The 22,703-nt window shown below is 67.5% G+C and carries 16 protein-coding genes and 2 pseudogenes; 6 read left to right on the top strand and 12 right to left on the bottom strand.

From position 1 onward, the window contains the following. Positions 1-2: 2 nt before the first annotated feature. On the top strand, positions 3-1,040 hold the full coding sequence (locus AB5L52_RS30245) for a rod shape-determining protein (protein WP_351020613.1): 1,038 nt from the start codon (positions 3-5) through the stop codon (positions 1,038-1,040). Positions 1,041-1,225: 185 nt separating this feature from the next. After that, positions 1,226-1,519: pseudogene (locus AB5L52_RS30240) on the top strand (histidine kinase); the annotation flags it as partial. Between the two features lie 290 nt (positions 1,520-1,809). On the opposite strand, the gene AB5L52_RS30235 reads toward AB5L52_RS30240, so the two are convergent. Next, on the bottom strand, positions 1,810-3,042 hold the full coding sequence (locus AB5L52_RS30235; RefSeq protein ID WP_369367217.1) for a serine/threonine-protein kinase: 1,233 nt from the start codon (positions 3,040-3,042) through the stop codon (positions 1,810-1,812). Positions 3,043-3,250: 208 nt separating this feature from the next. Further along, positions 3,251-4,984, bottom strand: a complete 1,734-nt coding sequence (locus tag AB5L52_RS30230; protein ID WP_369367216.1) for an RICIN domain-containing protein — start codon at positions 4,982-4,984, stop codon at positions 3,251-3,253. A gap of 222 nt (positions 4,985-5,206) precedes the next feature. Between AB5L52_RS30230 and AB5L52_RS30225 the strand changes: the two genes are divergently transcribed. Then, positions 5,207-5,626 (top strand): tetratricopeptide repeat protein, encoded by a 420-nt coding sequence (locus AB5L52_RS30225; protein ID WP_369367215.1) that lies wholly within the window; start codon positions 5,207-5,209, stop codon positions 5,624-5,626. A gap of 210 nt (positions 5,627-5,836) precedes the next feature. On the opposite strand, the gene AB5L52_RS30220 is transcribed toward AB5L52_RS30225, so the two are convergent. From AB5L52_RS30220 to AB5L52_RS30205, 4 genes are all read right to left on the bottom strand, one after another. Next, positions 5,837-6,319, bottom strand: a complete 483-nt coding sequence (locus AB5L52_RS30220) for a hypothetical protein (protein ID WP_369367214.1) — start codon at positions 6,317-6,319, stop codon at positions 5,837-5,839. An 84-nt stretch (positions 6,320-6,403) separates the two neighbouring features. Next, positions 6,404-7,057, bottom strand: a complete 654-nt coding sequence (locus AB5L52_RS30215) for a hypothetical protein (RefSeq protein WP_369367213.1) — start codon at positions 7,055-7,057, stop codon at positions 6,404-6,406. Positions 7,058-7,189: 132 nt separating this feature from the next. Beyond that, the gene (locus AB5L52_RS30210) at positions 7,190-7,522 is read right to left on the bottom strand and encodes a hypothetical protein (protein WP_369367212.1); all 333 of its coding nucleotides are present in this window, start codon (positions 7,520-7,522) and stop codon (positions 7,190-7,192) included. A 42-nt stretch (positions 7,523-7,564) separates the two neighbouring features. After that, positions 7,565-8,704: a GDSL-type esterase/lipase family protein gene (locus tag AB5L52_RS30205; protein WP_369369002.1), complete on the bottom strand. Its 1,140-nt coding sequence runs from the start codon at positions 8,702-8,704 to the stop codon at positions 7,565-7,567. Positions 8,705-8,968: 264 nt separating this feature from the next. Here AB5L52_RS30205 and AB5L52_RS30200 point away from each other — a divergent pair, with 264 nt between their 5' ends. Continuing rightward, complete coding sequence (locus AB5L52_RS30200) at positions 8,969-9,613, top strand: class I SAM-dependent methyltransferase (RefSeq protein WP_369367211.1); 645 nt, start codon at positions 8,969-8,971, stop codon at positions 9,611-9,613. A 162-nt stretch (positions 9,614-9,775) separates the two neighbouring features. After that, a pseudogene (locus AB5L52_RS30195) lies at positions 9,776-10,592 on the top strand (IS5 family transposase). 526 nt (positions 10,593-11,118) lie between these two features. Here the strand turns inward: AB5L52_RS30195 and AB5L52_RS30190 are convergent. From AB5L52_RS30190 to AB5L52_RS30175, 4 genes are all read right to left on the bottom strand, one after another. Next, positions 11,119-11,427 (bottom strand): hypothetical protein, encoded by a 309-nt coding sequence (locus AB5L52_RS30190; RefSeq protein ID WP_351020581.1) that lies wholly within the window; start codon positions 11,425-11,427, stop codon positions 11,119-11,121. A gap of 81 nt (positions 11,428-11,508) precedes the next feature. After that, positions 11,509-15,534, bottom strand: a complete 4,026-nt coding sequence (locus AB5L52_RS30185; protein ID WP_369367210.1) for an SGNH/GDSL hydrolase family protein — start codon at positions 15,532-15,534, stop codon at positions 11,509-11,511. Positions 15,535-15,933: 399 nt separating this feature from the next. Then, positions 15,934-16,779, bottom strand: coding sequence for a hypothetical protein (locus tag AB5L52_RS30180; protein ID WP_369367209.1), 846 nt, complete (start codon positions 16,777-16,779; stop codon positions 15,934-15,936). A gap of 74 nt (positions 16,780-16,853) precedes the next feature. After that, entirely contained in the window at positions 16,854-17,351 is a 498-nt protein-coding gene (locus AB5L52_RS30175) for a hypothetical protein (RefSeq protein ID WP_369367208.1), read from the bottom strand. Between the two features lie 2,054 nt (positions 17,352-19,405). Between AB5L52_RS30175 and AB5L52_RS30170 the strand changes: the two genes are divergently transcribed. Beyond that, the gene (locus AB5L52_RS30170; RefSeq protein WP_369367207.1) at positions 19,406-19,912 is read left to right on the top strand and encodes a LysR substrate-binding domain-containing protein; all 507 of its coding nucleotides are present in this window, start codon (positions 19,406-19,408) and stop codon (positions 19,910-19,912) included. A 96-nt stretch (positions 19,913-20,008) separates the two neighbouring features. Here the strand turns inward: AB5L52_RS30170 and AB5L52_RS30165 are convergent, their stop codons facing one another. Continuing rightward, positions 20,009-20,449, bottom strand: coding sequence for a hypothetical protein (locus AB5L52_RS30165; RefSeq protein WP_369367206.1), 441 nt, complete (start codon positions 20,447-20,449; stop codon positions 20,009-20,011). Positions 20,450-20,504: 55 nt separating this feature from the next. Continuing rightward, positions 20,505-22,607, bottom strand: a complete 2,103-nt coding sequence (locus AB5L52_RS30160; protein WP_369369001.1) for a PrsW family glutamic-type intramembrane protease — start codon at positions 22,605-22,607, stop codon at positions 20,505-20,507. Between the last annotated feature and the right edge of the window lie 96 nt (positions 22,608-22,703).

Here is a 22,703-nt window from a genome sequence, read left to right as displayed (position 1 = left end):
CCGTGACCGTCAACCTGGAGCAGCTGCGTCGCTGCCACTTCGCCGTCGACCTGGGCGCGGCCCGTACCAGGGTGTATGTGCGGGGCTCCGGTCTGGTCGTCGACGAGCCCTCGGTGGCCGCGGTGAACGCCCGTTCCGGCTCGCTCATAGCCGTCGGCGAGCTCGCGGAGCGGATGACGGGACGGACGCCGGACTACATCCAGGTCGTGCGGCCCATCGCCGGCGGCACGGTGGTCGACATCGAGATGGCCCACCGCATGCTGCGGCAACTGCTCGGCGACAAGATGCGCCGTGCCCTGCGCCGTAATCTGCGGCTGCGCGCGGCGGCCTGCGCCCCGTACGGCGCCGATCCGCTGGCCCAGCGGGCGATCACCGAGACGCTGGTCGGGCTGGGCGCGCGCCGGGTCGAGCTGGTGGACACGCTGATCGCCGCCGCCGTCGGCTGCGGGCTGCCGGTGGAACGCCCCGAGGCCGCCATGATCATGGTGTGCGGGGCGGCGACCACGCAGGTCGCGGTGCTCTCGCTCGGCTCGATCGTCGCCGCCGAGCGGATCCCGGTGGGCGGCGACGCCGTGGACCACGCGATCGTGCAGTACCTGCGGCACCAGCACAAGCTGCTGCTGCCCGGCCAGTCCGTGCGTCCGCTGCAACTGGCCCTGGCCGGCACCGGGCTCACCCCGCACGGCCCGGCGGAGACCGAGATCCAGGGCCGTGACGTGGTCAGCGGGCTGCCGCGCAGCGCGCAGATCGACACCGCCGCCGTGCGCGACGCGATCCAGACCCCGCTGACCGGCGTCCTCGACGGCATCGGCAAGGTGCTGCGCGACTGCCCGCCCGACCTGGTCGCCGACCTCGCCGACCGCGGGATCGTGATGGTCGGCGGCTCGGCGCTGCTGCCCGGCTTCGACCAGATGCTGCGCCAGGCCACCGGGATGCCCGTGCACATCGCCGAACGGCCCGACATCTGCGCGGTGCAAGGCCTCGGCGCCATGCTGGAGGGCCAGATCGAGCCACTGGTCCTGAACCCGATGGCCGCCTGAGCCTGCGCCACGCCCCGTGCCCGGCGATCCCGTCCCGCATCTGCCGCCGCTGCTCGAAGCGGCTCTCGGGGTCGGCTCCGAACTCGAACTGCGCACCACCCTGCAGCGCATCGTGGACGGCGCCGCCGAGCTGACCGGCGCCCGGTACGCGGCGCTGCGCACCGCCGATCCCGGCCAGGCGGGCCCGGACGGCGGGCGCGGCGACGCTGCTCGGCTTCCCGCCGTCCGCTCGCTTCCTCGGCCCGGTGGACAGCCGCGTCCCGGACCGCGTCGCCACCCAGCTCCTCACCACCCTCCGCCGCGCCCTCGACACCGCGGCCCGCCGCCGGGCCGTCTCCCGCATCGAGGTGACCGTCGACGCGACGGCGACCCTGCCGGACGGCCGTGCGGCGGTACGGCTGACGGTGTACGACGACGGAAACACCGAGGCGGGCGAGGACACGGAGGGGACAACGGTCACCTGGCAGGCACCGCTGTGACACCCGGCAGCCGACAACGGCCCCCAGGGTGGGAAGCCGCAGCGGAACCCGTCAGTACGGCAGTACCCGCCCCGACGGAGTCCTGCGGTCGATCTCGCGTTCGCGCGGCGCGGCGGGGCGTCGGCTGACGCGTACCCGGATGCGACGGTCCATGACGCCCTCCCTCTGCCGGTACGGCCCGGCGGTGGATGCCGGTAGGAGGTGCGTGCCCAGGACGCGGACTGTTCAAGCGTGTACGGGTCAACTCAACGGTTGCTTAACGCTGGTTGGCGAGCACGGTGGCCGGGCCGCTACCGGATGGCGTACCTGCTGAGGGCGAAGTCCAGCCGGGCGAACCACTCCCCGAGCCGGGCCGAGCGCCGGGCGTTCAGCTCGCAGTCGTACACGCCGCCGTCCCACAGCCGTACGGTCACCGTGAGATGGTGGCCGCGCCGGGTGCGCCAGACGTGCGCGATCTCCGCCCACTCGAAGTCCGCGGCCGCGCCCGCCACTTCGAGGACGACCCCGGTGGCGTTCACGACGACGCGCGCCTGCCCGTCGGTGAGTTCGACCTCCGGGGGCGCGTACGGGACCGGCGGACCGAATCCCTGGGCGACCTGCGGCGGGGGCGTGGCCGGGTAGGGCGGGAGGGGAGTCGGGGACGGGGCCGGGGCCACGTGGGCCGCCGGGGGCTGCGGGGGCGGGGGCGTCGGCCGTGCGGGTGCGGCCAGGGTCGGGGCGTAGGCCGCCTCCGCGGGGGCCGGCACCGGTGCACCGTCGGTCAGCAGGTCCAGCAGTTCGGTGGGGGTCGGCCGGTCGGCCGGGTCCTTCGCCAGGCAGCGTGCGACCAGGCCGGCGAGTCCGGCCGGTACGGCGGCCAGGTTCGGCTGTTCGTGCACGGAGCGGTACATCAGCCCCATCGGCGTACCCTCGCCCCAGGCGCTGCCGCCCGCCGCCGCGACCAGTACCGCGCCGAGGGCGAACACATCGGCGGCGCCGGTCACATCGTGGCCCAGGGCCTGTTCGGGCGCGAGGAAGCCGGGCGTGCCGAAAGCGGTGCCGGTCGCGGTGAGCCGGGTGGACTCGACGGCCCGGGAGATGCCGAAGTCGAGGACGCGCGGGCCGTCGACGGCCATGATGATGTTGCCGGGCTTGAGATCGCGGTGCACCAGCCCGCAGGAGTGGATGGACTCCAGCGCCTCGGCGAGCGCGGCGGCCAGCGCCCGCAGCCGCGGCTCGTCCATCGCACCCTCGGCGGCGAGCCGCCCCGCGAGGGTCGGTCCGGGGATGTAGGCCGTGGCCAGCCACAACAGCTCGCCGTCCACGTCCGCGTCCACGACCTGTGCCGTATGGAAACCGCCCACCGCACGGGCGGCCTCGACCTCGCTGCGGAACCGCTCACGGAAGACGGCGTCCGCGGCCAGCTCGGCCTTGGCGACCTTCACCGCGACGGCCCGCCCGCCGCGCGTCCGCGCCAGATACACGGTGCCCATGCCACCCTCGCCGAGCCGCCGCTCGACCAGGTATCCCCCGATGCGTTCCATGCGCACAGTATGGCCGCCGCCCTGCCCGGCTCCGGCACCCCCTGACGGCACACCCTCAACCACCGCGCGGCGCAGCGCACTTGGTGCCCCGACTGAAGGCGCGGGCCGGGATCGCTCCCGGCCCGCGCGACACGACCACCGCTTCCGGGGCCGCCGGTTGCCGCATCCGACGTCAGTGAGGGCTCTGCCGAGGGCTCTGTCGAGCGATCTAGCGAGGGATCTGCTGCCAGCCCTCGTCGGGCTTGCCGTTGCACCTGTACTGGATCAGCTGCGTGCCCTTCGTCGCGGTGGCACCGAGTCCGAGGCACTTGCCCGAGTAGACGTTCCGCAGCGTCTTCGCGGAGGCGTCGTACCACCACTTCTCGTCGACCGCGGTGTTCCTGCACGTGTACTGGATGACGCCCGCGCCGTCGTCGAGGTGCGAGGCGACGCCCATGCACTTGCCGGAGTACTCGTCGCGCACGCGGTAGGCCCGGTTGCCGTTCGCGTCCGTGGTGTTCTCGAACACCCAGCGCTCGTCGCGGGACTTGTTGCAGCCCCACTGGATGACCCGGGCGCCGTTGCCGGTCTTGCTGCCGACGCCCGCGCACAGGGCGCTGTAGGCGTTGCTCAGATAGACGCTGTGGTCGGCGGCTCTGGGCACGAGGGAGAACACGGAGCGGTCGCCCGAGACCTCGTTGAGGCCCCAGAGCCGGCCGACCGTGGGGTCGTAGGACAGGTTCTGCGTGTACTTCGGGGTCCGGGTGAGGACCTTGCCGATCTCCCCGGGGGCGGCCCGGTAGATGCACGAGTAGCTGTTGGCCGGGTCGTCCTCCCCCATGTACCCCTTGGGACACTCGGCGGCCAGGTAGTAGGAGGTCCCGTCGGTGGCCACACCCTGCAACTGCTGGACGGGCGCCGCGAAGCCGCCGTCCGCGGTGGTCGTGCCGACGGTGTCGCCGTTGTCCGCCTTCGGCAGGTCGGTGGCGGGGTTCAGGGGCCAGCGCGCCAGGTGGGCCACCGGGCCGTGCTTGTCCTGGTAGTACTCGCCCGACACGAGGTGGTCCGTGCCTCCGCTCCGGTCCAGGCTCAGGGAACTGAGACAGGTGCGCCCCTTCAGATGGGGCGCCGGGCAGTAACCCGGACCGCCTTCACCAGGGGCGATCCGGTACTTGCCCACCATGGGCAGGGCCCACTGGTGGTATCTGGCCGACGAGACACCGTCCTTGATGCCGACGTAGTCGGAGCTCTTCCCCATCTTCCAGATGTGCTGGAAGTCGTAGACCTGAAGCTCGTTGCCGTTGGCGATGAACAGCTTGTTGCCGTACCAGAGGGCACCGTCGGCGTGGGTCGCGGTGACCGGCACGAAGTTCGCGCTGTGCGTGTCACCGTTCTGGTCACCCGTCGGCTCGACCAGCAGGACGTGTCCGTAGGTCCACTGGCTGCCGGTGGAGTCGACGATGGAGATCCGGGCGAACTCGTTGTCGTCGTAGTGCCAGGACGCCACGTACAGGCGATGCCCCGCGACCGTCCCGCTGGGGTCGGCGTCGTGCGACGCGGTGAGACCCTGCGGGGTCCAGCCGCCGTCGGACGTGTCATCGCCCTGGTCCCAGCAGAAGCCGTTGTACAGGAACGTGCCGTTGATCCCCGTGGTGTGACACAGGGCCCGTCCGGTGTGCTGGCCCGACAGGGCCACGCCGAGCACGCCGTTCGTGGTGACGGCACCGCTCTGCTCGACGCCGCGGATGGAGTGGCCGTAGTTGTCGTAGTGGGTCGTACGGTCGATCTTCAGTTGGTACTGCGTGTACTCCTCTTCGGGCGTGGGCGTCAGCGGACCCGCCATGCTGTCGGGCTCGGCCACCGCGGGAGGCGCGGCGGTGAGGCTGAGCGCCAGCGCGGCCGCCGAGAGCAGCGCGGCCAGAACGGAGCGTATGCGGGCTGGTCTTCTGTCCCTTGTCGTCATGCTCGCTGTCACATGAGGAAACCCTACTTTTCCTGTACATGACCACAAGGAGAACCACCGCGTGTCGCGCAACGAAGGCGGCGGTGGGCACCGCCTGCCAGGCCGGCTCGATGACCATGAGGACCACGGCGGAGCGGGAACGGCGGTGCGCCGCCCTGCGGTCCGCCTTCGAGGACTGCGACGCGGCGGAATTCGCTCGAAGACGGGGCGCTGACCGACGAGTTGCCGCAGGGGCACACCGTCGCCGCCTCGGAGCCGGCCTCCGCCTACGACGCCACCGACCTGGGCGAGCGTGCCGTTGAGCACCACCGGAAGGCGCTGGACGGAGGCCTGGACGGCGGCCTGGACGGTGATCGCCGACGGCAGGCCGACATCCAGCCGGTGAGTACGCTGCGCACGCTCGGCGACCCGCGGGCCGGCGCCGGTCTGCTGCTCGCGGAGCGCGAGCAGCCCTCGAACCATCCCGAGGACGCGGTCACCGCGTTCCTCGCCCTGGCGTGCGTCGACCTCGGCCGGGAGCGGGACGCCGCGTGCTCGCACCGGGCGCGCTCGCCCGCCATCTGCCCTGCCACAACGCCTCGTTGGCGTGGTCGCGTTCCTGCTCGATCAGCTCGCAGCCGGGGCAGCGCAGCGTGTCCGTGACGTAGGCGTGCGGGTCTCCGCCGTGTTCCGGGTCCCAGTCCTGAAGGCGGGTGTGGCACTCGGGGCACACCGACCGCTGCCACTGCGCCCATGCCAGCGCCTTCGCCCGGTCCAGGTCCGTCCAGCGGCCGTCGCCGCCGAGGAACTGCGAGTGCGGGATCCGGTATCGCTCGCACAGCTCCAGTTCGGTGCGCAGCTGCGCGTCACGGCTCAGTCTTTTCCCAGGTCCACCCGGCTTTCCTGCTGGACGGACCAGGCCGCCTCCCACAGCAGGTTGGCGTCGGCCGCGGGCCAAGTGGGCAGCAGCTCATCGGCCTCGTCCCGGGTCATGCCGTCGAAGGAGGCTGCCGCGATCAGCGCGGCCGGGAAGGTGTCGGGGTTGAACACCGTCCCCTCTGCTGCCTGCTGCTCGGTCGGCGGGTGCTTGGAGATCAGCTCCTCCAGCACCGGGCGGGGCAGGGCGAGGAAGGTGAGGAAGTCGGAGGTGTCGTCCAGCGCCGCGCGGGCTTCCTCCAGCGTGCTGGTGGCCTGGGCGGCGTGCTGGGCGACCTGCTCGTCGTCGGGGTTTGCCTCGGCGAGGAACCGGGCGCGCTGAGCGGTCTGTTCGGCGTCCTCGAACCGTCGGCGTAGCTGGTCGTCGTCGCAGATGCGGAGCTTGTTCTGCGGCCGGGCACGGTGGCGCAGGCGGTCCATCTTGGCCGCCCACGCCCCCCTCCGCCGTCTGCCGGGCAGCGGAGGGGGACGGCGGGCGCTTGGCCGGCGTGGGGCGCGACATGCTCAGTCCTCGACGTCCTCGTGGACCGTGGCTGCGGTCGCCGTCGCGGTGGTGCTCACGACGGTCACGTCGACGTGCTCACCGCCGTGGTGGCGGTGCTCGTGGTCGTCGTCGCAGTCCTCGACCGGCGCGGGGAGGGTGTGGAACGCCTCGGGCACCGGGGCGTCCAGGGAGGGCACGTCGGTGATGGTGAAGTCGACCTTGAACTTCGCCGCCTCGTTGCCGGTCGAGTAGGTCGCGGCGCGGGTGGCGACCTGTACGGGGAAGACGTCGACCGAGCGGGAGCCTGGGATGTCACCCTTGCGCAGGAAGACCACGTACCCCTGGGCGCCCTTGGGGAGCTGCTGCTCGATCGCGTCGGAGAGCCGGTCCTCGTAGAACGTCAAGGAGCTGTTGTCGGCCTTGTCGTTGCCCGGGATCGAGGAGTTGAACGTGCTGCCCATGTCCGGGGTCTCGATGGGCTCGTTCGTCAGCGCCCAGCCCTCGATGTCGCTGACGGCCTTGGTCAGGTCGAACCGGTTGGGCTCCTCGGTGATCTCCGTACGGGTCGGCCGCTTCGGGTCGTTGATCTTCTTGAGCCAGTAGATCTGGGAGATGCCGCGCCGCAGGAATCGGGTCTGGGTGGACGGCTCCGTGGCCGGCTTGGTCGAGGACACAGGGTCGCTCCCGCTTCCGGGGCAGCGTCCCGTGCCGAGGCCCTGCCCCTTTGAGGTTCAAGAGGGGGTTCGCCTGGCCTGGGGCCGAGGGTCCGCGCGGGCCTCCGCGGTGAGGAGCCGAAGAACAAGTCTTCAGGCTGGGGTCACGGTGATCGTGAACCGCTGTACGTAGGACACGATAGCGCCTGCCGCCGACACGGAGGTTTCTCCGCCGCTCTCGTGCGCCAACTCGCGGTCGATCACCCGGCCTTGGGAGATGCGCAGGTCGTAGGCCCAGCTGCCGTCGCTCCGGCCGACGACGCCGTCGCGTACACGGTCGGCGAGCCACTGCACCTGGTCGCCGCGCTCGCCGACCGAGGTGACCTGGTAACTCCAGGCCGCATCCGCCTGCCAGTCCGCCAGCGGCGGCCCGCTGAACTCACCCGGCAGCGAATCGAGCATGGTGTGCGGCGCAGCCGCGGGCATCCAGTCTCAGAGATAGTTGGCCACCGCGGTCTCGACGGTCACTCAGCGGAACGGGCCGTCGTCGGCGAAGGCATGGGCGGCGAAGCGTTTGCCCATCCGGCGGTATGCGGCGGCGGTGGGGTGCAGGCCGTCGGCAAGGTCATCCACCTCGTCCGGGCCGAGCAGTTCGCGTCCGTCGAGATAGTGCAGGTGGGGATCGCGTGCCCGCCGGGCCGCCACGATTCGGGCCAGTTCGTCACGGACCACCTCCAGCGACAACGCCCCACCGGCCACATCGGCCGGGTCGCCCAGGGCTGTGATTTTCCCGTCCGGGCCCATCACGGTCGGGCCGGGAGTCGCATCGAGCGCCGGACAGCTCACCGGGGACATCAGCAGCAGCGCGGTGTCCGGGTGCCCGTCCCGGATCGTGTCCAGGAATCCGTGCACCGCCGGGCCGAACGTCCGCAGCCGGAAGGTAGCCAGGCCCACGATGTTGATGCCTACCTTGAGGCTGATCAGGTCGGCGGGCAGGTCGCGGATCGTCCGGGCGACATACGGGTCCAGCATGTCGTTGCCCGCCTGACTGAGGTTGATCACCTCCACTCCCCCGAGCGAAGCCGCCACCACCGGCCAGGTGCCGGTCGGGCCGTCGGCCTCGAGGCAGTGGCTGATGGAACTGCCGTGGTGCACCCAGCGGCGCCGACCGTCCGGCAGCGGTGCCAGCACCTCGCCGTCAGCACGTAGTGCCACCAGTTCCGTTGGGGTCTGCTGCGGCAGCCACAGCTCGACGTTCTTCATGCCAGTCGGCAGCCCGGCAAACCGCACGGTCCCCGGCTTCCCCGGGACGAGTCGCTGCGCGGTCCCGGGGCCAGCCATCCGCACCACATTGCCCATCGGTGCTTGCTGCCGCCCGGCATGGGCACCGTCCACCAGCAGTTCCAGCATCCCAGTCGGGCGGGGTTGGGGGTCGGTGTCGAGCTGCCCTGTGGAGGTGAGTACCTCGAACTCCAGCTCACGCGCATCGGTGCGGAACACGAGCCGCACCCCCGAAGGCATCACCGTCACCCCGTAGACGGACGGGTCCTGGTACTGCTCCTTGGTCCACGCGGGCAACCGGCGAGGCATCACCCCCGCCTGCGTCCTCTCCAGGTCCAGCGCACCCCGTAGCTCCACCGGCCCGCCCACCAGCGGAAATGCCCGCATCGCCACCGTCACCGCTCCCCTGCACGCTCTCAGGTCCGGATGCGTGTACGCACCCGCGAGTTCTCCCACCGCCACCCTGGCACACAAGCACCGTTGCCGCTCAAACTTCGTTGGCACGAACGGGCTGCTCGCCAACCTTCAATGACAACGATCATGTCCCGTCTCGAAGGATCTGCCCCCCATCTCAAGTAGCCCGGTCTGACTCGTCGTTGATCTCACTTGACCTGGTTCGCGATCCTGATCACTGCACTACTCTGTCGAGCCATGAACGCGGACCGCTGGTTGGCAGACACCCGGACCTCCTACGACACGGTCGCGGTCAGCTATGCCAACCAACTACGCGAGGCTCTGGCCGGGGCGCCGTATCTTCGGGCGACTCTGGCACTGTTAGCCGACTTGGTGCACGCCGCTGGCGGTGGGCCGGCGGCGGACGTGGGCTGCGGACCTGGACACGTCACCGCTCACCTGCACAAGCTGGGTGTGGACGCTTTCGGCATCGACCTTTCGTCCGCGATGATCGACGTGGCTCGACGTGACCACCCCCGCCTGCGGTTCGAGGTGGGCTCGATGACCGACCTCGACCTCGCCGACGCTTCAGTCGCTGGCCTGCTCGCATTTTGGTCGTTGATTCACGTCCCCGACGAAGCAGTGCCCACGGTCTTCGGCCACTTCCGGCGCGTGTTGCGTCCCGGCGGACCACTGCTGCTCGGCTTTCACGTCGGCAACGAGTCGAGGCTGAAGACGCAGGGCTACGGCGGCCACCCGATGAACGTCCACGTTCACCGCCGCCAGCCTGACCAAGTGGCGGCCTGGCTACGCGATGCCGGGTTCACCGTCGAGGCCCACATGCTGATCGACCCCGACGAGAGCGTTCCAGGTGCGGTCCTCTTCGCACGTCGTCAGTCCTAGCCACGCCAGCGGTCCGGTTGCGGCCGACGACACAGCGAATTCGGACCACATCAACTGAGACAGCCTCCGGCATCCGCTCGCCCGGGATCACATCACTTGAGATTCCCGGCTTCCCCACGTCTTAGACGGTGTCCTATGTGGTGATCGCTCGTTGGTCCGTCTATGGGGCGGGGTACGTGGAGTTGGATTGTTCCGGACGGGCTGTGGGAGATCGCCGAGCCGCTGATCCCACCGTCGAAGGTGCGGCCGCAAGGTGGTGGAACGCAGGACACGCCTGATGACACGCTGTTCGCGGCGATCATCTACGTGCTGGTCAGCGGTTGTGCCTGGCGGGCTCTGCCGCCGTGTTTCGGGATATCGAAGTCGACCGCGCACCGCCGGTTCCTGATCTGGTCGCGGGCCGGGGTGTGGGGCCGGCTGCATGAGGCGGTACTGCACCGGCTCGATGACGCCGGTCTCATCGACGTCTCGCGTGTGGTCCTCGACTCCGCTCACGTGCGGGCTGAAAAGGGGGCGAACTCACAGGTCCGAGTCCCGTGGACCGGGGTAAGCCGGGTTCCAAGATGCACGTCCTGTCGGACGCGAACGGACTGCCCCTGGTCGTCGGCGTCTCGGCCGGCAACACCCACGACAGTGAAGGACTGAAGCCCATGGTGGCGGGTCACCAGACGAGACACGACCCCCACCGGGGCCGCCACTTCAAGCCTCAGCGCCTGCACGCCGACAAGGCGTATGACGTCCTCCACCTGCGGAAATGGTTACGAGGCAAGCGCATCGGCGTGCGCATCGCCGCAAAGGCATCGAGTCCAGCGAACGGTTGGGCCGCCGCAGGTGGGTGATCGAGCGGACGATCTCATGGCTGTCCGGCTGCCGCCGCCTCAGCCCCCGCTACGAACGCCACTCCCGCAACTACCTGGCCTTTCTCGGTCTCGCCGCCGCCCTGTGCTGCTACAAGCGACTCGTCCGCCTCACCACATAGGACACCGTCTTAGCTGACGGGCGAGAGGAGGTGCCCGGGCAGAGCGGCCCTGATGCTTTCACCCGCCCGTGTGCGTGCCGCTCACTCAGCTTTCCCGACCCACACTCGGCATAGTCTTGCGTGCGGTAGCCACGGTGCCCAGCGAGGGCCGTGTTGGCCGTGGTGCCGTACCAGTGGTGCTCGCGACTGGAGGTGCCGCCGGAGGGCAGGCCAGCGGCGGCAGATCATCTCGGCGGGATTCGGCGCGGCGCTTCGGCGCCGCAGCGCGAGGGTGTACCACTCGTCTGCTTCGGTGCACTGGATGGCGATGCGGGCTAGTGGATGGCGATGCGGGCTCGGTCGTCGGGAAGCGGAGTGGTGGCGATGGTCAGTTCGCCAGTGACGACGCCGACTTCGTCGGTCATGGCGCCGCCGGGACAAGCCTCCACGTCATCGATCAGTCGCTGACCTTGGGGCGCGTCAATGCTTACCCCGGACGGTGTGCGAGTCGCTGTTCCAACAGGCCTCGCGTTCTCGACGTCAAGCTTTATCTGCCGTTCCAGGTCAGCAAGACAAGAATGGCCAGCAGAGGAAGGCCGGTCAACACGAGATGGGTGATGCTCGTTTTCCAGAACCGGAACAGTGCGGCGAGTGCAGAACCCCCGCCGGCGAACAGCGCGGTTATGACGAGAATGCTGTTCTGGGAGGTTTCCCGCTGCTGTAGTTCACGGGCGTCTGGGGCGCCAATGCTAAGCCCGGAGAGTACATAATAGGAAGCCAGCATTCCGATGGCCACCAGGTCAATTGCGGCAACGAGGACAGCCAGCGGCACGTCGCTCTGGCGTGGTTTCTTCATGCTTCCCATCCTCCTGTGCGGAAACGCCGGGGCCTGAGTGGAATTACGTATCTACCCAGGTCCCCGGCTCACTATCGCTTGTCAGCCCTTGCCCTGGAGCGTGTGCTCCAGGCTATCTGCATACAGTCGGGCTCCTGCTGGCTTGGGGTGGAACGACTGCATCGACGCGTTTGGAAAGTCCTCGTCGGCTTGCGATCGTCCGCTCATCACGATGCCGTGCACGGTCTCGGGGGCTCCGCAGATCGTCTTGCCGTCGAATTCGTCACGTGGATCGGAGAACACCGCCCACGAACCGGCATCCTGCGTTGCGCCCTTCATCTCCGCCGCAAGGTTGTCGGCCATGACGTTGAGCCACTCGCCTTCCGGCTTCTCCATGTTGAGGACGCACGTACCCGGATACGATGCCCCCTTCTCCGTGGACAGCAGGCGCGGGTAGCCCATGAGGACGACCTTCGCTTTCGGAGCCTTGGCGTGAATGGCGTTAAGCGTTTTCACGACCTGGGGGCGTACAGCGTTGTGCAGCCACTTCGGCGCCCACTCCCGCAGTGGCCCGGTGTCACCCCCGACGTCCTTGCCGTTGGTCGGGTCTACGTTGCTCATGGAATTGCCGTCGCAGTTCGTCCCTGCCGGAAAGACGCACTTCTTGACGATGTCGGCGAACCGGGCGTCGTTGCCGCCGATGCTCAAAGTGACCAGAGTGGTGTTGTCGTCGAGGTAACCGGAGTCGATCTGCGGAACCTCACTGGACTGCCCCTTGAACATATCGTAGGTGCGGGCACCGGAGCAGGCCACGAAGTGGTAGTCCACCTGCGGATCGAGACTGTCGGCCATCTCACCGATGGACTTCGAGTAGCCAGGCAGAGTCGCCTGCCGCGACCAGGCCAGCTTCGAACGATGGCACTTGTCCGTGGTCTTGTCGGTCAGCTTGCTGAAGTAGTCGGTCTCCGGGAAGTAGTCCTTGCCGCCCGGTGCCGTGACGCCCTCGCCCGAAGAGTAGGAGTCGCCCATGGCAACAACGGAGTTCTTCGGCTTGCCTGGCAGAGGCTGGAAGGCGACCGAGTCCCAGGCGATGTCTTCGTCCGCGGTGCCGTCCGCAGTGATGTTGGACAGCTCGACCTGTGGTGTTCCCGTGAAGTGGAACGCACCGAGGCTTACCCAGCCGCCGGCGCGCTGGAGCACATGGCGCTTCTCACTCTTGGAGTCGGAGTTGCGGACGATGTAGGCGGCCTGCCGGGTCTGTGCGCCGGTGTCGGGCAGGTGCACCAGCACCCGTGCCCACTCGAGCTTGTGCCCGAGCGTCCACTGGCCCTTGATCGTCATCCGGTTTCCGTCGCCGCCGAGGTTGTCCTCGTTGCGGGTGTGGGTGTACCAGAAGTGGCCGCCGTGGCCGCCGCCGACCGAACGCAGATCGGCCTTCGCCTCGTACTGCTTGTCCCAGTCGGGGTAGAAGGTGAACTGGAACGTGCCCTTCGACGACACCTTCCCGCACTTCGACCACGTCTCTGTGCCGTTGGGGAGGGAGGCGACGACTTCCGCGCCCTTCGGGGCGGCGTCGCACACCGGCTCACCATATTGCAGCCGTTTGCCGCGTCCGGGCTCGGAGCGCAGGGTTTTGTATTTGATGTTTTCGTACCCGCACGTTTGGTCGCAGTCGGGCTTCCACGTCACATTCTCTTGATTCCACCAGAACTGCCGATAGCAGGCTTCATCCGGGCAGTCAACCGGTTTGTCTGGGTCGCAGCCGTTCTTCTGGTTACAGAAGGTGTCCAGCGGCGGGCTGACGCGGGAACGGTGTTTCTTGTCGGTCCACCAGGCGGGTTGGAAGCCGGCGGAGGAGAAACCGTCCTCGCCCTTCCAGTCCTGACGGCCGTCGGTGCCGTAGGAGAAGCCGGTGTCGATGGACCAGGCGGCCCAGCCCATCACCTTCTCCTCATAGGGCCAGTACTGCGGGTGCGCCGCGTCACGGATGTGTGTCGGGTTGAGGGTGACATCCATGAATGGGTGGTCCCAAGCGCCCTTCTTGTACATGGGATTCGCGGGGTTGTTGTACCAGCCCAGACCCCAGTGGCCGCCGTTCTTGGAGGCTTCTGACTTGGGGTTGAAGCCGAGGTTGTAGTTCCAGGCGGCGGTGAACCAGTTCTCCACGCGGGAGGGGTCGTCGTTGTTTACCGTGATCTTCTGCCCCTCCTTGTGCACCTCGTTCCACTTGTCGGCGAGGATCTTCATGGAGGCGGCGATGTTGGTTGCGTAGTCGACCGCGATCGCCTTCTGGAGCTTCGGGTCAAGGCTCGTTTCGACCTTCTTGCCCGTCTTCTTGTCTGTCTTCTCGTGCCCCTTCAGGCGCATGCCGTCGGTGACCTGACCGACGCCGTAACCACAGTCGGACTTCTCCCAGTTGATGCGCCAGTAGCCGAGGAGTGTGTCCTTCGTGCTGTGGCCGTAGTAGCCGTCCATGGCGGCCAGCGGGTTGCCCATCTGGCCGGGGATCGCGCCGTTTTCGGCCTGCCACAGGTTGGACTCCTGCGCCAGGATGCCCAGGAGGACATTGGCGGGGATCCGGCCGCCTCCGTTCAGCTTCGGGAGGGGGAACAACCCCTGCGGGTCGATGTCGCCCAGCCCGGCCTGACTGCGGTAGTCGCCCTGGCGGAGCCATTTGCCGCGCAGCTCGCCGCGGACGGCCATGTCCACCGCCCACTCGACCTGGTTCGGCGTCGGCTGCAACGCCTGGGCACGCATGTCGTTACGGGAGACGGAGCACCAGCGGTCGGTGTCACGGGGATCGTGGGAGACGGCTGCGGCCACCGGCGACAGCATGCGCGGCCGGGGGCTGCCGGTCAGGGCGGGGGAGAGACCGTTGCTGTTACGCGGCTGTGTCAAGGCAACCTTCTGCTTGACCTCCTTCCCCGTCGTCGTAGCAGTCGACGTGACGGTGATCGTGTCGCCGTCCGCGGTCCCCGGAGCTTTCCCGGAGCGGGAACGCACACCCGCCTCAGGCTCATCGACCTTGTCGAATCCCTTCCCGGCCGCCTTGATGCGAGTCAGCCCTGCACGGACGCCGGGGGTGAGGACGGGGTCGACGGCCAGGCGGCCGTGGGAGGAGAGATCGGTGTCGGCCGACGCCTCGACCTTGGCGACGCCACTTCCCTCCACCTTGACGTCCTTGGCGTCACCGGTGAGGAAGACACGGCCCTGCGCGCCAGGCACGAGGTCGAGGTCACCGAGGCGTCCGGTGGCGACCGTGCGTGTTTTGTCGTGGCCGTCGTACACCTTCGCCTGCGCCGTCTTCGTGCCCTTGCGGTCCACGAAGCCGATGCGGCCACCGGTCATGGGGCGGATGTCGAAGGGGATGCTCTCGCCCTTGGCGAGTCGGCGAATCTTGCCCTTGTCGTTGACGTGGACGAGATCGCGGCCCAGACCGGCGACGACACCGTCCTTCACCGGGGCCGCCGACGACACCTGCCCGCGCAGCTCGCCGGTCTTCGCGACGGTCCTGCCGGCCGTGTCCACCGTGATCACCTGCGTCTTCACCTTCGACGCGTCGTTCATGTCGCGGTACTGGGTGAAGGCGGCGGTGTGCGTGGTGGTGTTGCAGGTGGGGTCGAAGTAGGCGAGGGTCGCGGTGAACGGCAGCTTCGTCACCCCACCCGTCTTGACGTTCACGATCGCCGTGAACGCGCCGCCTTGCATCAGGTCGGGCTTGTTCGTGAACGCGCGAGGCGCGTACACGGCGGCGACGTGGTCGCGGTCCATGACGCACTGGTTGCCGATCCACGAGTCGGCGGGCATACCCGGCTCCGAGAGCGCCGCGACCGTCTTCCAGTCGTACGCCTTCGCTTCATCGGCAGCGAGGATCTTGAAAGCCTTCGCGTCGGCCGCGCCGGTCACGGCCCGGTCCTCGCTCTTCTTCCAGTCCTTGCCGAGGTTGGCGTCCGGGCTTGCCACCCGGCTCGAGCGGGGCTCGCCGGACGACTTCGGTTCAGCGGCCGCGTCGCGGACCTCGGGGGTTGGGGGTTGAGGTTCGGCGGCGAGTGCCTGCGACACCAGGGGTCCGCTCGCGACCAGCATGGCCGTGGTGATGAGCAGTGGTGTGCGCAGACGCTTCGACACGCTATGACGGCGTATCAAAACGATCCTTAATCACTTGATTCGTAGACAAAAAACGTTGACCACCTTCAGATCGCGGGTGGTTCTTCTCTCGGTATCGGCCGTGAGTCAGGGGTATTTCCCATAAGGGAAAATTGCACGGGTGACGTGCAGTCAACTTGCGAGAGCCTGTTCCGACTCACACCGCTAACGAGTGCTACTTCGTTCCAGGGGCGGCGAGAAGGGCTGCTTCAGCTGGCAACGGCATCGCTCGTTGGTGCAAGAGAACAGTGGAAGTTGATGGCTGGGGCCGTCGCCTTCCCGCCCGGGCGCCTGGAGCCATACGGTCCTGTTGGAGCCTGGTCGGCGGCAGGCCGGACAGCTAGTGCAACTACTGCCCGGCACTGCTTCACAGGGATTCGGTCAGAACGCCTTCGCCTTGTCGACCGCTTCCCTGCTCGCTTTGGCTGCCTCGTTGAATTCCTTCAAGTGCTTAGCAATCTCCGTCCGTTGGATCTTCGACTCGGCATCGAACCAAGTTCGGGCGACGTCGTACTTGTCACGGCAGGCGAGGTCTGCCGTGGCCGTTGCGATCTCCTTGCCCGTCACCTTGTCGGGATCCGTGAAGCGAGGGTCGTCACTGGCGTCCAGCGGCTGCTTGTACGAGGAGTAGCCCTTGTCCTTCATGCAGGACGACCACTTGGCGAACACGGCGACGACCTCGGGAGCCTCTTTGGACTTCTCGAACGCCTCACCGCTGATCTGCTGGACGATGGCCCGCGGCTGTGCGTCGGGGACCTTCCCATCCGTCTGCTCCACGCAGCGCCGCAGCGTGGCTTCGTCGGCACCGGACTCGTCCACTGCCCCAGCCTCCACCGCCTTGTCGTACGCCTTCTGTTCACCCTCGGCGGGGTGGTATCCACGCTTGGCGGCGAGCCGACCGTCATGGATGCCGTAGCGCCAGTCAGTGAGGGTCTTGCCTCCGAGGTCCGGCAGGTCGGGGGCGGGCTTCCATGCTGCGTAGCCCGCGGCGCTCATGCACTTGCCGATCAGCTGGTCCCGCGTTTCGGTCACCAGGCGCGCCTGTGTCGTGGTGGGCATGTAGGCCTCGACGGGCAGACGCCAGGTCGCAGGGTCGTTCGGGGAGCCCACGTGCGCATGCGCCACCTGTGCCAGAGCGGCGGTATGGTCCGTTCCGGAGGGACTGTTGGTGCCCGTCTCCGTGCCGCCGCACCAGTAGTAGGCAGTACCTGCCCCCGCGGCGAGCACGAGAGCAGTGACGGGAACCGCAGCCTTGGCCGTCAGTCGCATGCCTGTCTTTCCCCTCTGCCGTTGCTCGATCGTCACTTACTGGTCCACTTGAACGAGGCGTTGTTGTTGTGGACGTTCCGGAAGGTGTCGACGTGCTGATAGGGGGCCATGACGTCCTGGGCCCCCTTGTAACCGCTGTTGAAGTACACCCGAGCCCAGTACTTGTAGTGCTCGTTCTCGCCCGACGCGGCATTGTTCTTGACCTTCAGTCCCGAACCCGGCCATGGGGCGCTCGCACCATTGACTTCGCAGAACCTCAGCGGCGTGGTCACACCCACGACCCCGTCTGGTGCGTCGTCGAAGTCGTAGATGCTATAGCCGATGTTGCGGTAAGAGCCGTTCTGCCCGGAGTTGAAGTGGATGTGGAATTTGAACTTCGATATGCCGGGGCGCTTGCATGCCTCCGGGCTGTACAGGTTGTCGGTGTCATTGACGGCGGCGGCAGGGGTGGCGATCCCGACGGCGGCGACTAGCCCCGCTACTGCTGCGATACCTCTGCGCTTTTTCCTCGAATGTGTCACTGTGAGCATCGGAATCTCCTTAGTGCCCGCGAATGAACTAATCATTTCGGGTGTTGTTGACGTGTGTGGGAGCGGGCCAGGGGCGGCTCATGAGACTGAATTACCGACCACTTGACCGTGGCCTCACGGGTGGACGCGCAGACGTTCGTAGTCGCGTACGCAGCAACTCCGTTGGAAGATCCACGGGAGGATTACTCCTCGCACCCCTGCACGGGAGGACGACGAAGCCTTCGGCAGGCGCTGTCGACTTTGACCGAGCATCAGATGCTCGGCAAGGAGGTTCGCGCCGGTGACCATCTGACGGCTCCGGAAGAGTTGGCAGCGCCCCTGGCGGCGGACGAAGCGGCACTGTGCCGCTGTACCGCGCTGGCGGTGCCATCCGCGACGGACTGCAGGTCAGCCTGGGCGCCTAGAGAGAGACCGGCGCGAACCTCAGAACTGGCCAACAAGACGCGGGGCTCAGCGGCGCTGAGCGTGGGCTCCGTCTGAGCGATGGCGGCCACGCCAGCCTCAGCGCGGCGGTGCTCAACAGCGGAGGCCACCGGGGCGGCGACGCTGAAGGTGACAGCAGGCCATGGCAGTGGCCGCACTCGTGCCCAAGGTAACGCGCTTCACGTACCCTCTCCTTGTGTGTATCACACGGGTGGAGCGGTCGTGATCTTTGGACGGAATACGGCCGCTTCCACACCCACCTGGTCAACGGTGAGTAAAGTTGATCTAAAGCGAACTCCTCTGCGCAGGTCAACTTGAACCTAGGCGGGTGTGCGATTGGTCACAGTGGTCGCTATGTTGCGATTACGAACTCACCAAGAAACCACTGCGGTTGGAACCTGCGTCGCCTATCACTCGTCGGCAAGCACCAGGATCAGGCCGACACTCACCCTTCAGTTGTAGATCATGATCGGGGTCACAGCTTGTCGATGTCGTTGGCCAGATAACTGGCATGTATGCACGTCGAGTTGCTGGAGGTCCCGCCTCAGGTATCAGACCGGGAGCGGGCGGAGGAGTCAGGGCCGATTCGCAGTCCTGGTGATCACGTGTTGGTGCAGGTCAGCCGATGCCGAGCAGGTCGAGCGGTTAGGTGAAGGGCGCGTAGGAGGCCTGCCGGAGCCCGGCGGCGATGCTGTGGTGTCCGGCGTCGCGGAGGATGTTGACCGCGAGGTTGCGCAGGGGCCATGTTCGCCGGGCCGTGCCCGGTGCGGACCTTCGAGGCGTGCTCGGCGAAGGTGGTGTCTCTCACATGGTGCAACCGCAAAACTTCCCGTCACGCGCCAAGAAGAACCAGCAGCGGGTCACGGCAACGTGATCCGACTACCCGACCACAGGTCTTGCCTCGCCGTTCACCTCCGGCGCCCCGTCACGATCGCGGCAGAGGCTTCGTCAGGCCGGACTCATCCGGACGAGAGCCCGCCGACCCAGCTCAAGATCACGATCCCCGCAAACTCGAGGGGCGGGGGAGGATCGGGATTCCTGGGGAAAAGTTGGTTGGTGGATGGGCGGTTCGCGGTTCGCGCGACCTGCTGGCGCGCTGTGGCCCCCTGTCCTCCGGGGGCCAGGGCGCGCACGAGAGCGGCCGGGCAGTCCGTCCGAACACGGCGCGGCCCCTTGCACCGAGCTGGCAGTGCGCGCGGTGGTCCGCCAGGGTGCTTGTCGCCACGCCGCACAGCAAGCTCGCGCCGCAGTGCGGCGGGTGATGCTGTCGCGCCGGCGGAGTGACCTCCGTCCGCGCGGCGCGTTGTGTTTCGTGTCAGTGAAGAGGTGAAACCGATCCCCCCATCTGGTCCGGTTCCATGTGGTGACGGCCTCGACTCCCGCCCGGCGTCGAGGCCGTCACTGTGTTGGTCACGCCTTGAAGACCTCGCCGGTGTTGCAGGCTGCACGTGCCGGCCGGGACCTCCCTGAGCAACGAGCGCATACGCCTCGGTGGGGTGTAGGGCCCGCGTTCGTTCACGCGCGGCCGAGTGAACGAACGGGTGAACGATGTCGGCGGCGGCTTGAACCCCGAAGTCCCCCGCCGCGCGCCTCCGCGACGCCCGTTACGGCGGCCCGAAGGTGATGTTGCCGTGGACGTCGCGAGCCTGGATGAGGTTCGTGACGGTTCCGCTGTTGGTGTTGTGCAGGTCAGGCATGTCGGGCAGTTCGCGTACGACGTCGAGCAGGGTCGGGCGCTCCGCAAGAACGCCAGCGAGGAGCCCCGGATGCGCGTGGTCCCGCGCGGCCATCCCTTGGCCGACCGTGCGTCGGTGACCGCGGAAGAACTGGCCGGCGAAGAGGCGGCGCCGTGCGCGTTCGAGACCGCAGACTGGACTTCCTACCGGATCCTCGGGGCTGGCGTGCCGCCGATCGAGAGCTATGAGGACAAGCTCGAACTCGTTGCGAGTGGCGAGGCGATCGCGGTGCTACCGGTCGGCGATCGGCGTAGCTCACTGCGTCCCAACCTCGTTACTGTCCCGATCGAGGGCGCTCCCTCCAGCCAGGTCGTCCTGGTCAGCCGCAAGGGAGACCCAAATCCGATGATCAGGAATCTCCGGCTGGCGGCCAAGGCCGCCCTGACCGCCCCGGCAGCCTGACCGGGACCAGCCGACTCGCTTGGCGCAGAACTGCACCAAGCGGTGCTCACCGGGGTCGGTGGCCGCAAGTGTCCCTTCAGTTGGCAGTCCCCAGCGTCAAGCACGGTCGCGTCGAATCAACGCATCGTAGGCACCGAAGCTCGGAACCGACTCCCAGTTTCTGGTGACGTCAATGCCGTGCCGGCTTTCCTTGGATTCCTCCCCATCGACCTCCACAGTGCGCCGGATGATGCCATCGGTGGTGAACTCGTAGGATTCCACGCGTTCCGCGTCTGCATATCCACCGCGCTCCTGTGAATCGCCGTAATCGTATGAGGTAGCTGTCTCCAGGAAGAGGGAGCCGTTGATAAGGGTGAAGGTGCAGTCGAGGGAGTCGCGGCCGTGCTCATCCATGAAAATGACTGAGGTGTATCCGGTTTCCAGGCGCATTTCCACGCGCAACGTTGCGGCGGAGTGCTCATCGGGGGAGGCAACGGCGGTGTACAACTGGCCGGATGTGTGCCTGGCTTGAGCCTGGTCGGACGTCAGCGGGTTCATAGGCGTCTCGGTAAGGTTGTTCCACTGCTCGCAGTAGGTCCAGATCATGGCTGACTTAGCCCGTGCCCTTCGGTAGCCGGTATACGAAGCCCTGCACGTCCCGGATTATCACGCCGTGGTCCGCCGCTTCCCTGAGTGCCCAGTCTGGCACAGGCTGGGACTGAACCGGGACTTCCAGATAATACTTACCCTTCAAGGGCTTTCCGATCAACTGCGGGTATTCTCTGCGCGCCTTTGGCGTGTCCGGGATCTTTGTTCCCGCCTTATATTTCTGATTTATCTCGCGCAGATAATTCCTAAACGTGTCCGGCTTGATCTTCCATATCTGTGTCTGTTTGCGCGATACGATCTCTCTTCCGGGCCGGTACGAGTCCAGGACCTTACCGTTTTCGAGATAGATTTCGTTTGCCGGGTAGTGCGGCCAGTTGTCCTCGTTGAACTGACGTCCCTCGTTCCACTTGTCGCGCAGCCACTGCGGGACTTTGCTGCGCTTCCCGCTGCTCGACTCGCCGCCACCGGTTCCTCCTGCCCCGACCGCCATCAACACGACGCCGGCGGTACCGAGGACGCCGGCGTTGAGGGCAGCTTCGGTGGTGAGGGCGCCGATTGCTCCGCCTCCGGCGAGCGCGAGGCCTCCGGGAGGGAACAGGGCGAGGAGGGACAACAGCAGGAGGGCGAAGCCGAGGTAGACCAGGAAGGCGTTCAGCGCGTCGAGCAGGTGGAAGGTGTGGATCGCCCTGCCGCCAGGGCCGGCGTCGCCGAACCCGCGCCACAGCAGAAGTGCGCCGGTGGTGGCCGAGCCCAGTGCGGTTCCGAGACGGAAGCGGTGGATCGCCAGCGGTTCCGCCGTGGGCTGGGCCGACGCCGTTCGCCAGGTACGAAGCAGGACGGTGAGCTGATAGGCGATCCAGGCCAGGGCGGCGATGCCGAAGCTCATGAGGATCTTCGGCCCTGAGCCGGTGCTGAAGAACCTCTGGAGACCGGCAGCCGAGGTGAACGAGCCGACGCCCAGGAACAGTAACGAAGGCAGTACGAGCACGCATGGGATCGCCAGGAGCCACCGTTCCCGGGAACCGCGGGCCGTTCGGGCTGCCTTCAGCAGGGCGCGGACATTCAGAGCCCGCCAAACGTGCGGGTTGTCGGATACGTCCATCCGAGCGGTGATCCCGGCGGCCACCCGACGCAGTTCCTCGGTGTCGACGGGTGGTGCCGACGCGGCGGCGTACAGCAGGGAGCGCCGCAGTCTGATGTAGCGCAGGACGATCAGCAGGCTCCATGGCGGATGCCAGGCCGCGTACCGCAGCAGGGCTCCCAGGCTGTCGCCGTCGACGCGTTCGGAAGCAAGCAGTACGCCCGGCACGCTGCGTTTACCGCGGTGGATGTGGCGCAGGTCGACGACCATGGCGATGGCCAAGCATATGAGTGGCGCCGCCCATGCCTTCGCGTCCAGGGAATCAAGCCAATGCCTGGCCGGGCTCGCGCGTTTCTGCACTGCGTAGTTGTTCACGGTGTGGTGTACGGCGGCGGCCGCGATCGGGAGCACCGAGAGCAGGCGCAGCCATCCTCGTGCACTCCAGAGCAGCCCAACCCCCAAGCCGGCCATCGCCGTCCACACCAGATGCGAAAAGGTCTGCGCGACCGGCGGGCCGCCCAGGTCGAGTTGGCTGAACGGTGCGGGGAGCCAGGCCGTCAACACCTGCCCCAGGCCCGGCACATAGGGCGGGGACAAGCTGTCCGGGATGATCCAGCCCCCACCCCGAGTAATCGCCCGGTTCGCGTCCAGGCCGTACCGAAGTACCGCCTCCAGCAGCCCGAACCCACCCCCCAGCGCCGCACCCAGCACCACGAAGTCGGTCAGCCCCCACTGGCGGCGAGCCTTCACGCTCAGCCCGGCCAGCAGCAGCGGAGAGACCTTGATCAGCTCTTCCACCCAAGGAGCCACCGTGTAACTGGTGGTGTTCACCACCGTGATCAGCGACTGGCCCGACTGGACCGCGTAGAAGCGGGTGTAGGCGAGCTCCACCAACGCCGTCGCCACGCCGCACCCATACACCCCCACCGCGAGCGCCAGCAGCACCGTTGACAAGCGCACCGAACGCGTCGGCCAGGAAACGGCGAACAGTTGCAGCACACCCCAGACGGCGGCCGCCGCCATCATCAACGTCACACCAGGCCCCCGATGCACTGGAACAACAATCGATTCGCGACAGTGAACGTGATGCTATGGCGTCAACTCCGTAGGCAGCAACTGAGT

This window comes from Streptomyces sp. CG4 (assembly GCF_041080655.1).
Classification (GTDB): Bacteria; Actinomycetota; Actinomycetes; order Streptomycetales; family Streptomycetaceae; genus Streptomyces.
This window is presented reverse-complemented; position numbering and strand designations above follow the sequence as displayed.

What these genes read in the sequence shown, in the direction of transcription:
- AB5L52_RS30235 (WP_369367217.1), bottom strand. Translation starts at nt 3,042, where the DNA reads ATGGAACGCATCGGGGGATACCTGGTCGAGCGGCGGCTCGGCGAGGGT.
- AB5L52_RS30230 (WP_369367216.1), bottom strand. Translation starts at nt 4,984, where the DNA reads ATGACGACAAGGGACAGAAGACCAGCCCGCATACGCTCCGTTCTGGCC.
- AB5L52_RS30220 (WP_369367214.1), bottom strand. Translation starts at nt 6,319, where the DNA reads ATGGACCGCCTGCGCCACCGTGCCCGGCCGCAGAACAAGCTCCGCATC.
- AB5L52_RS30210 (WP_369367212.1), bottom strand. Translation starts at nt 7,522, where the DNA reads ATGCCCGCGGCTGCGCCGCACACCATGCTCGATTCGCTGCCGGGTGAG.
- AB5L52_RS30205 (WP_369369002.1), bottom strand. Translation starts at nt 8,704, where the DNA reads ATGCGGGCATTTCCGCTGGTGGGCGGGCCGGTGGAGCTACGGGGTGCG.
- AB5L52_RS30200 (WP_369367211.1), top strand. Translation starts at nt 8,969, where the DNA reads ATGAACGCGGACCGCTGGTTGGCAGACACCCGGACCTCCTACGACACG.
- AB5L52_RS30190 (WP_351020581.1), bottom strand. Translation starts at nt 11,427, where the DNA reads ATGAAGAAACCACGCCAGAGCGACGTGCCGCTGGCTGTCCTCGTTGCC.
- AB5L52_RS30175 (WP_369367208.1), bottom strand. Translation starts at nt 17,351, where the DNA reads ATGCTCACAGTGACACATTCGAGGAAAAAGCGCAGAGGTATCGCAGCA.
- AB5L52_RS30165 (WP_369367206.1), bottom strand. Translation starts at nt 20,449, where the DNA reads ATGAACCCGCTGACGTCCGACCAGGCTCAAGCCAGGCACACATCCGGC.
- AB5L52_RS30160 (WP_369369001.1), bottom strand. Translation starts at nt 22,607, where the DNA reads ATGATGGCGGCGGCCGCCGTCTGGGGTGTGCTGCAACTGTTCGCCGTT.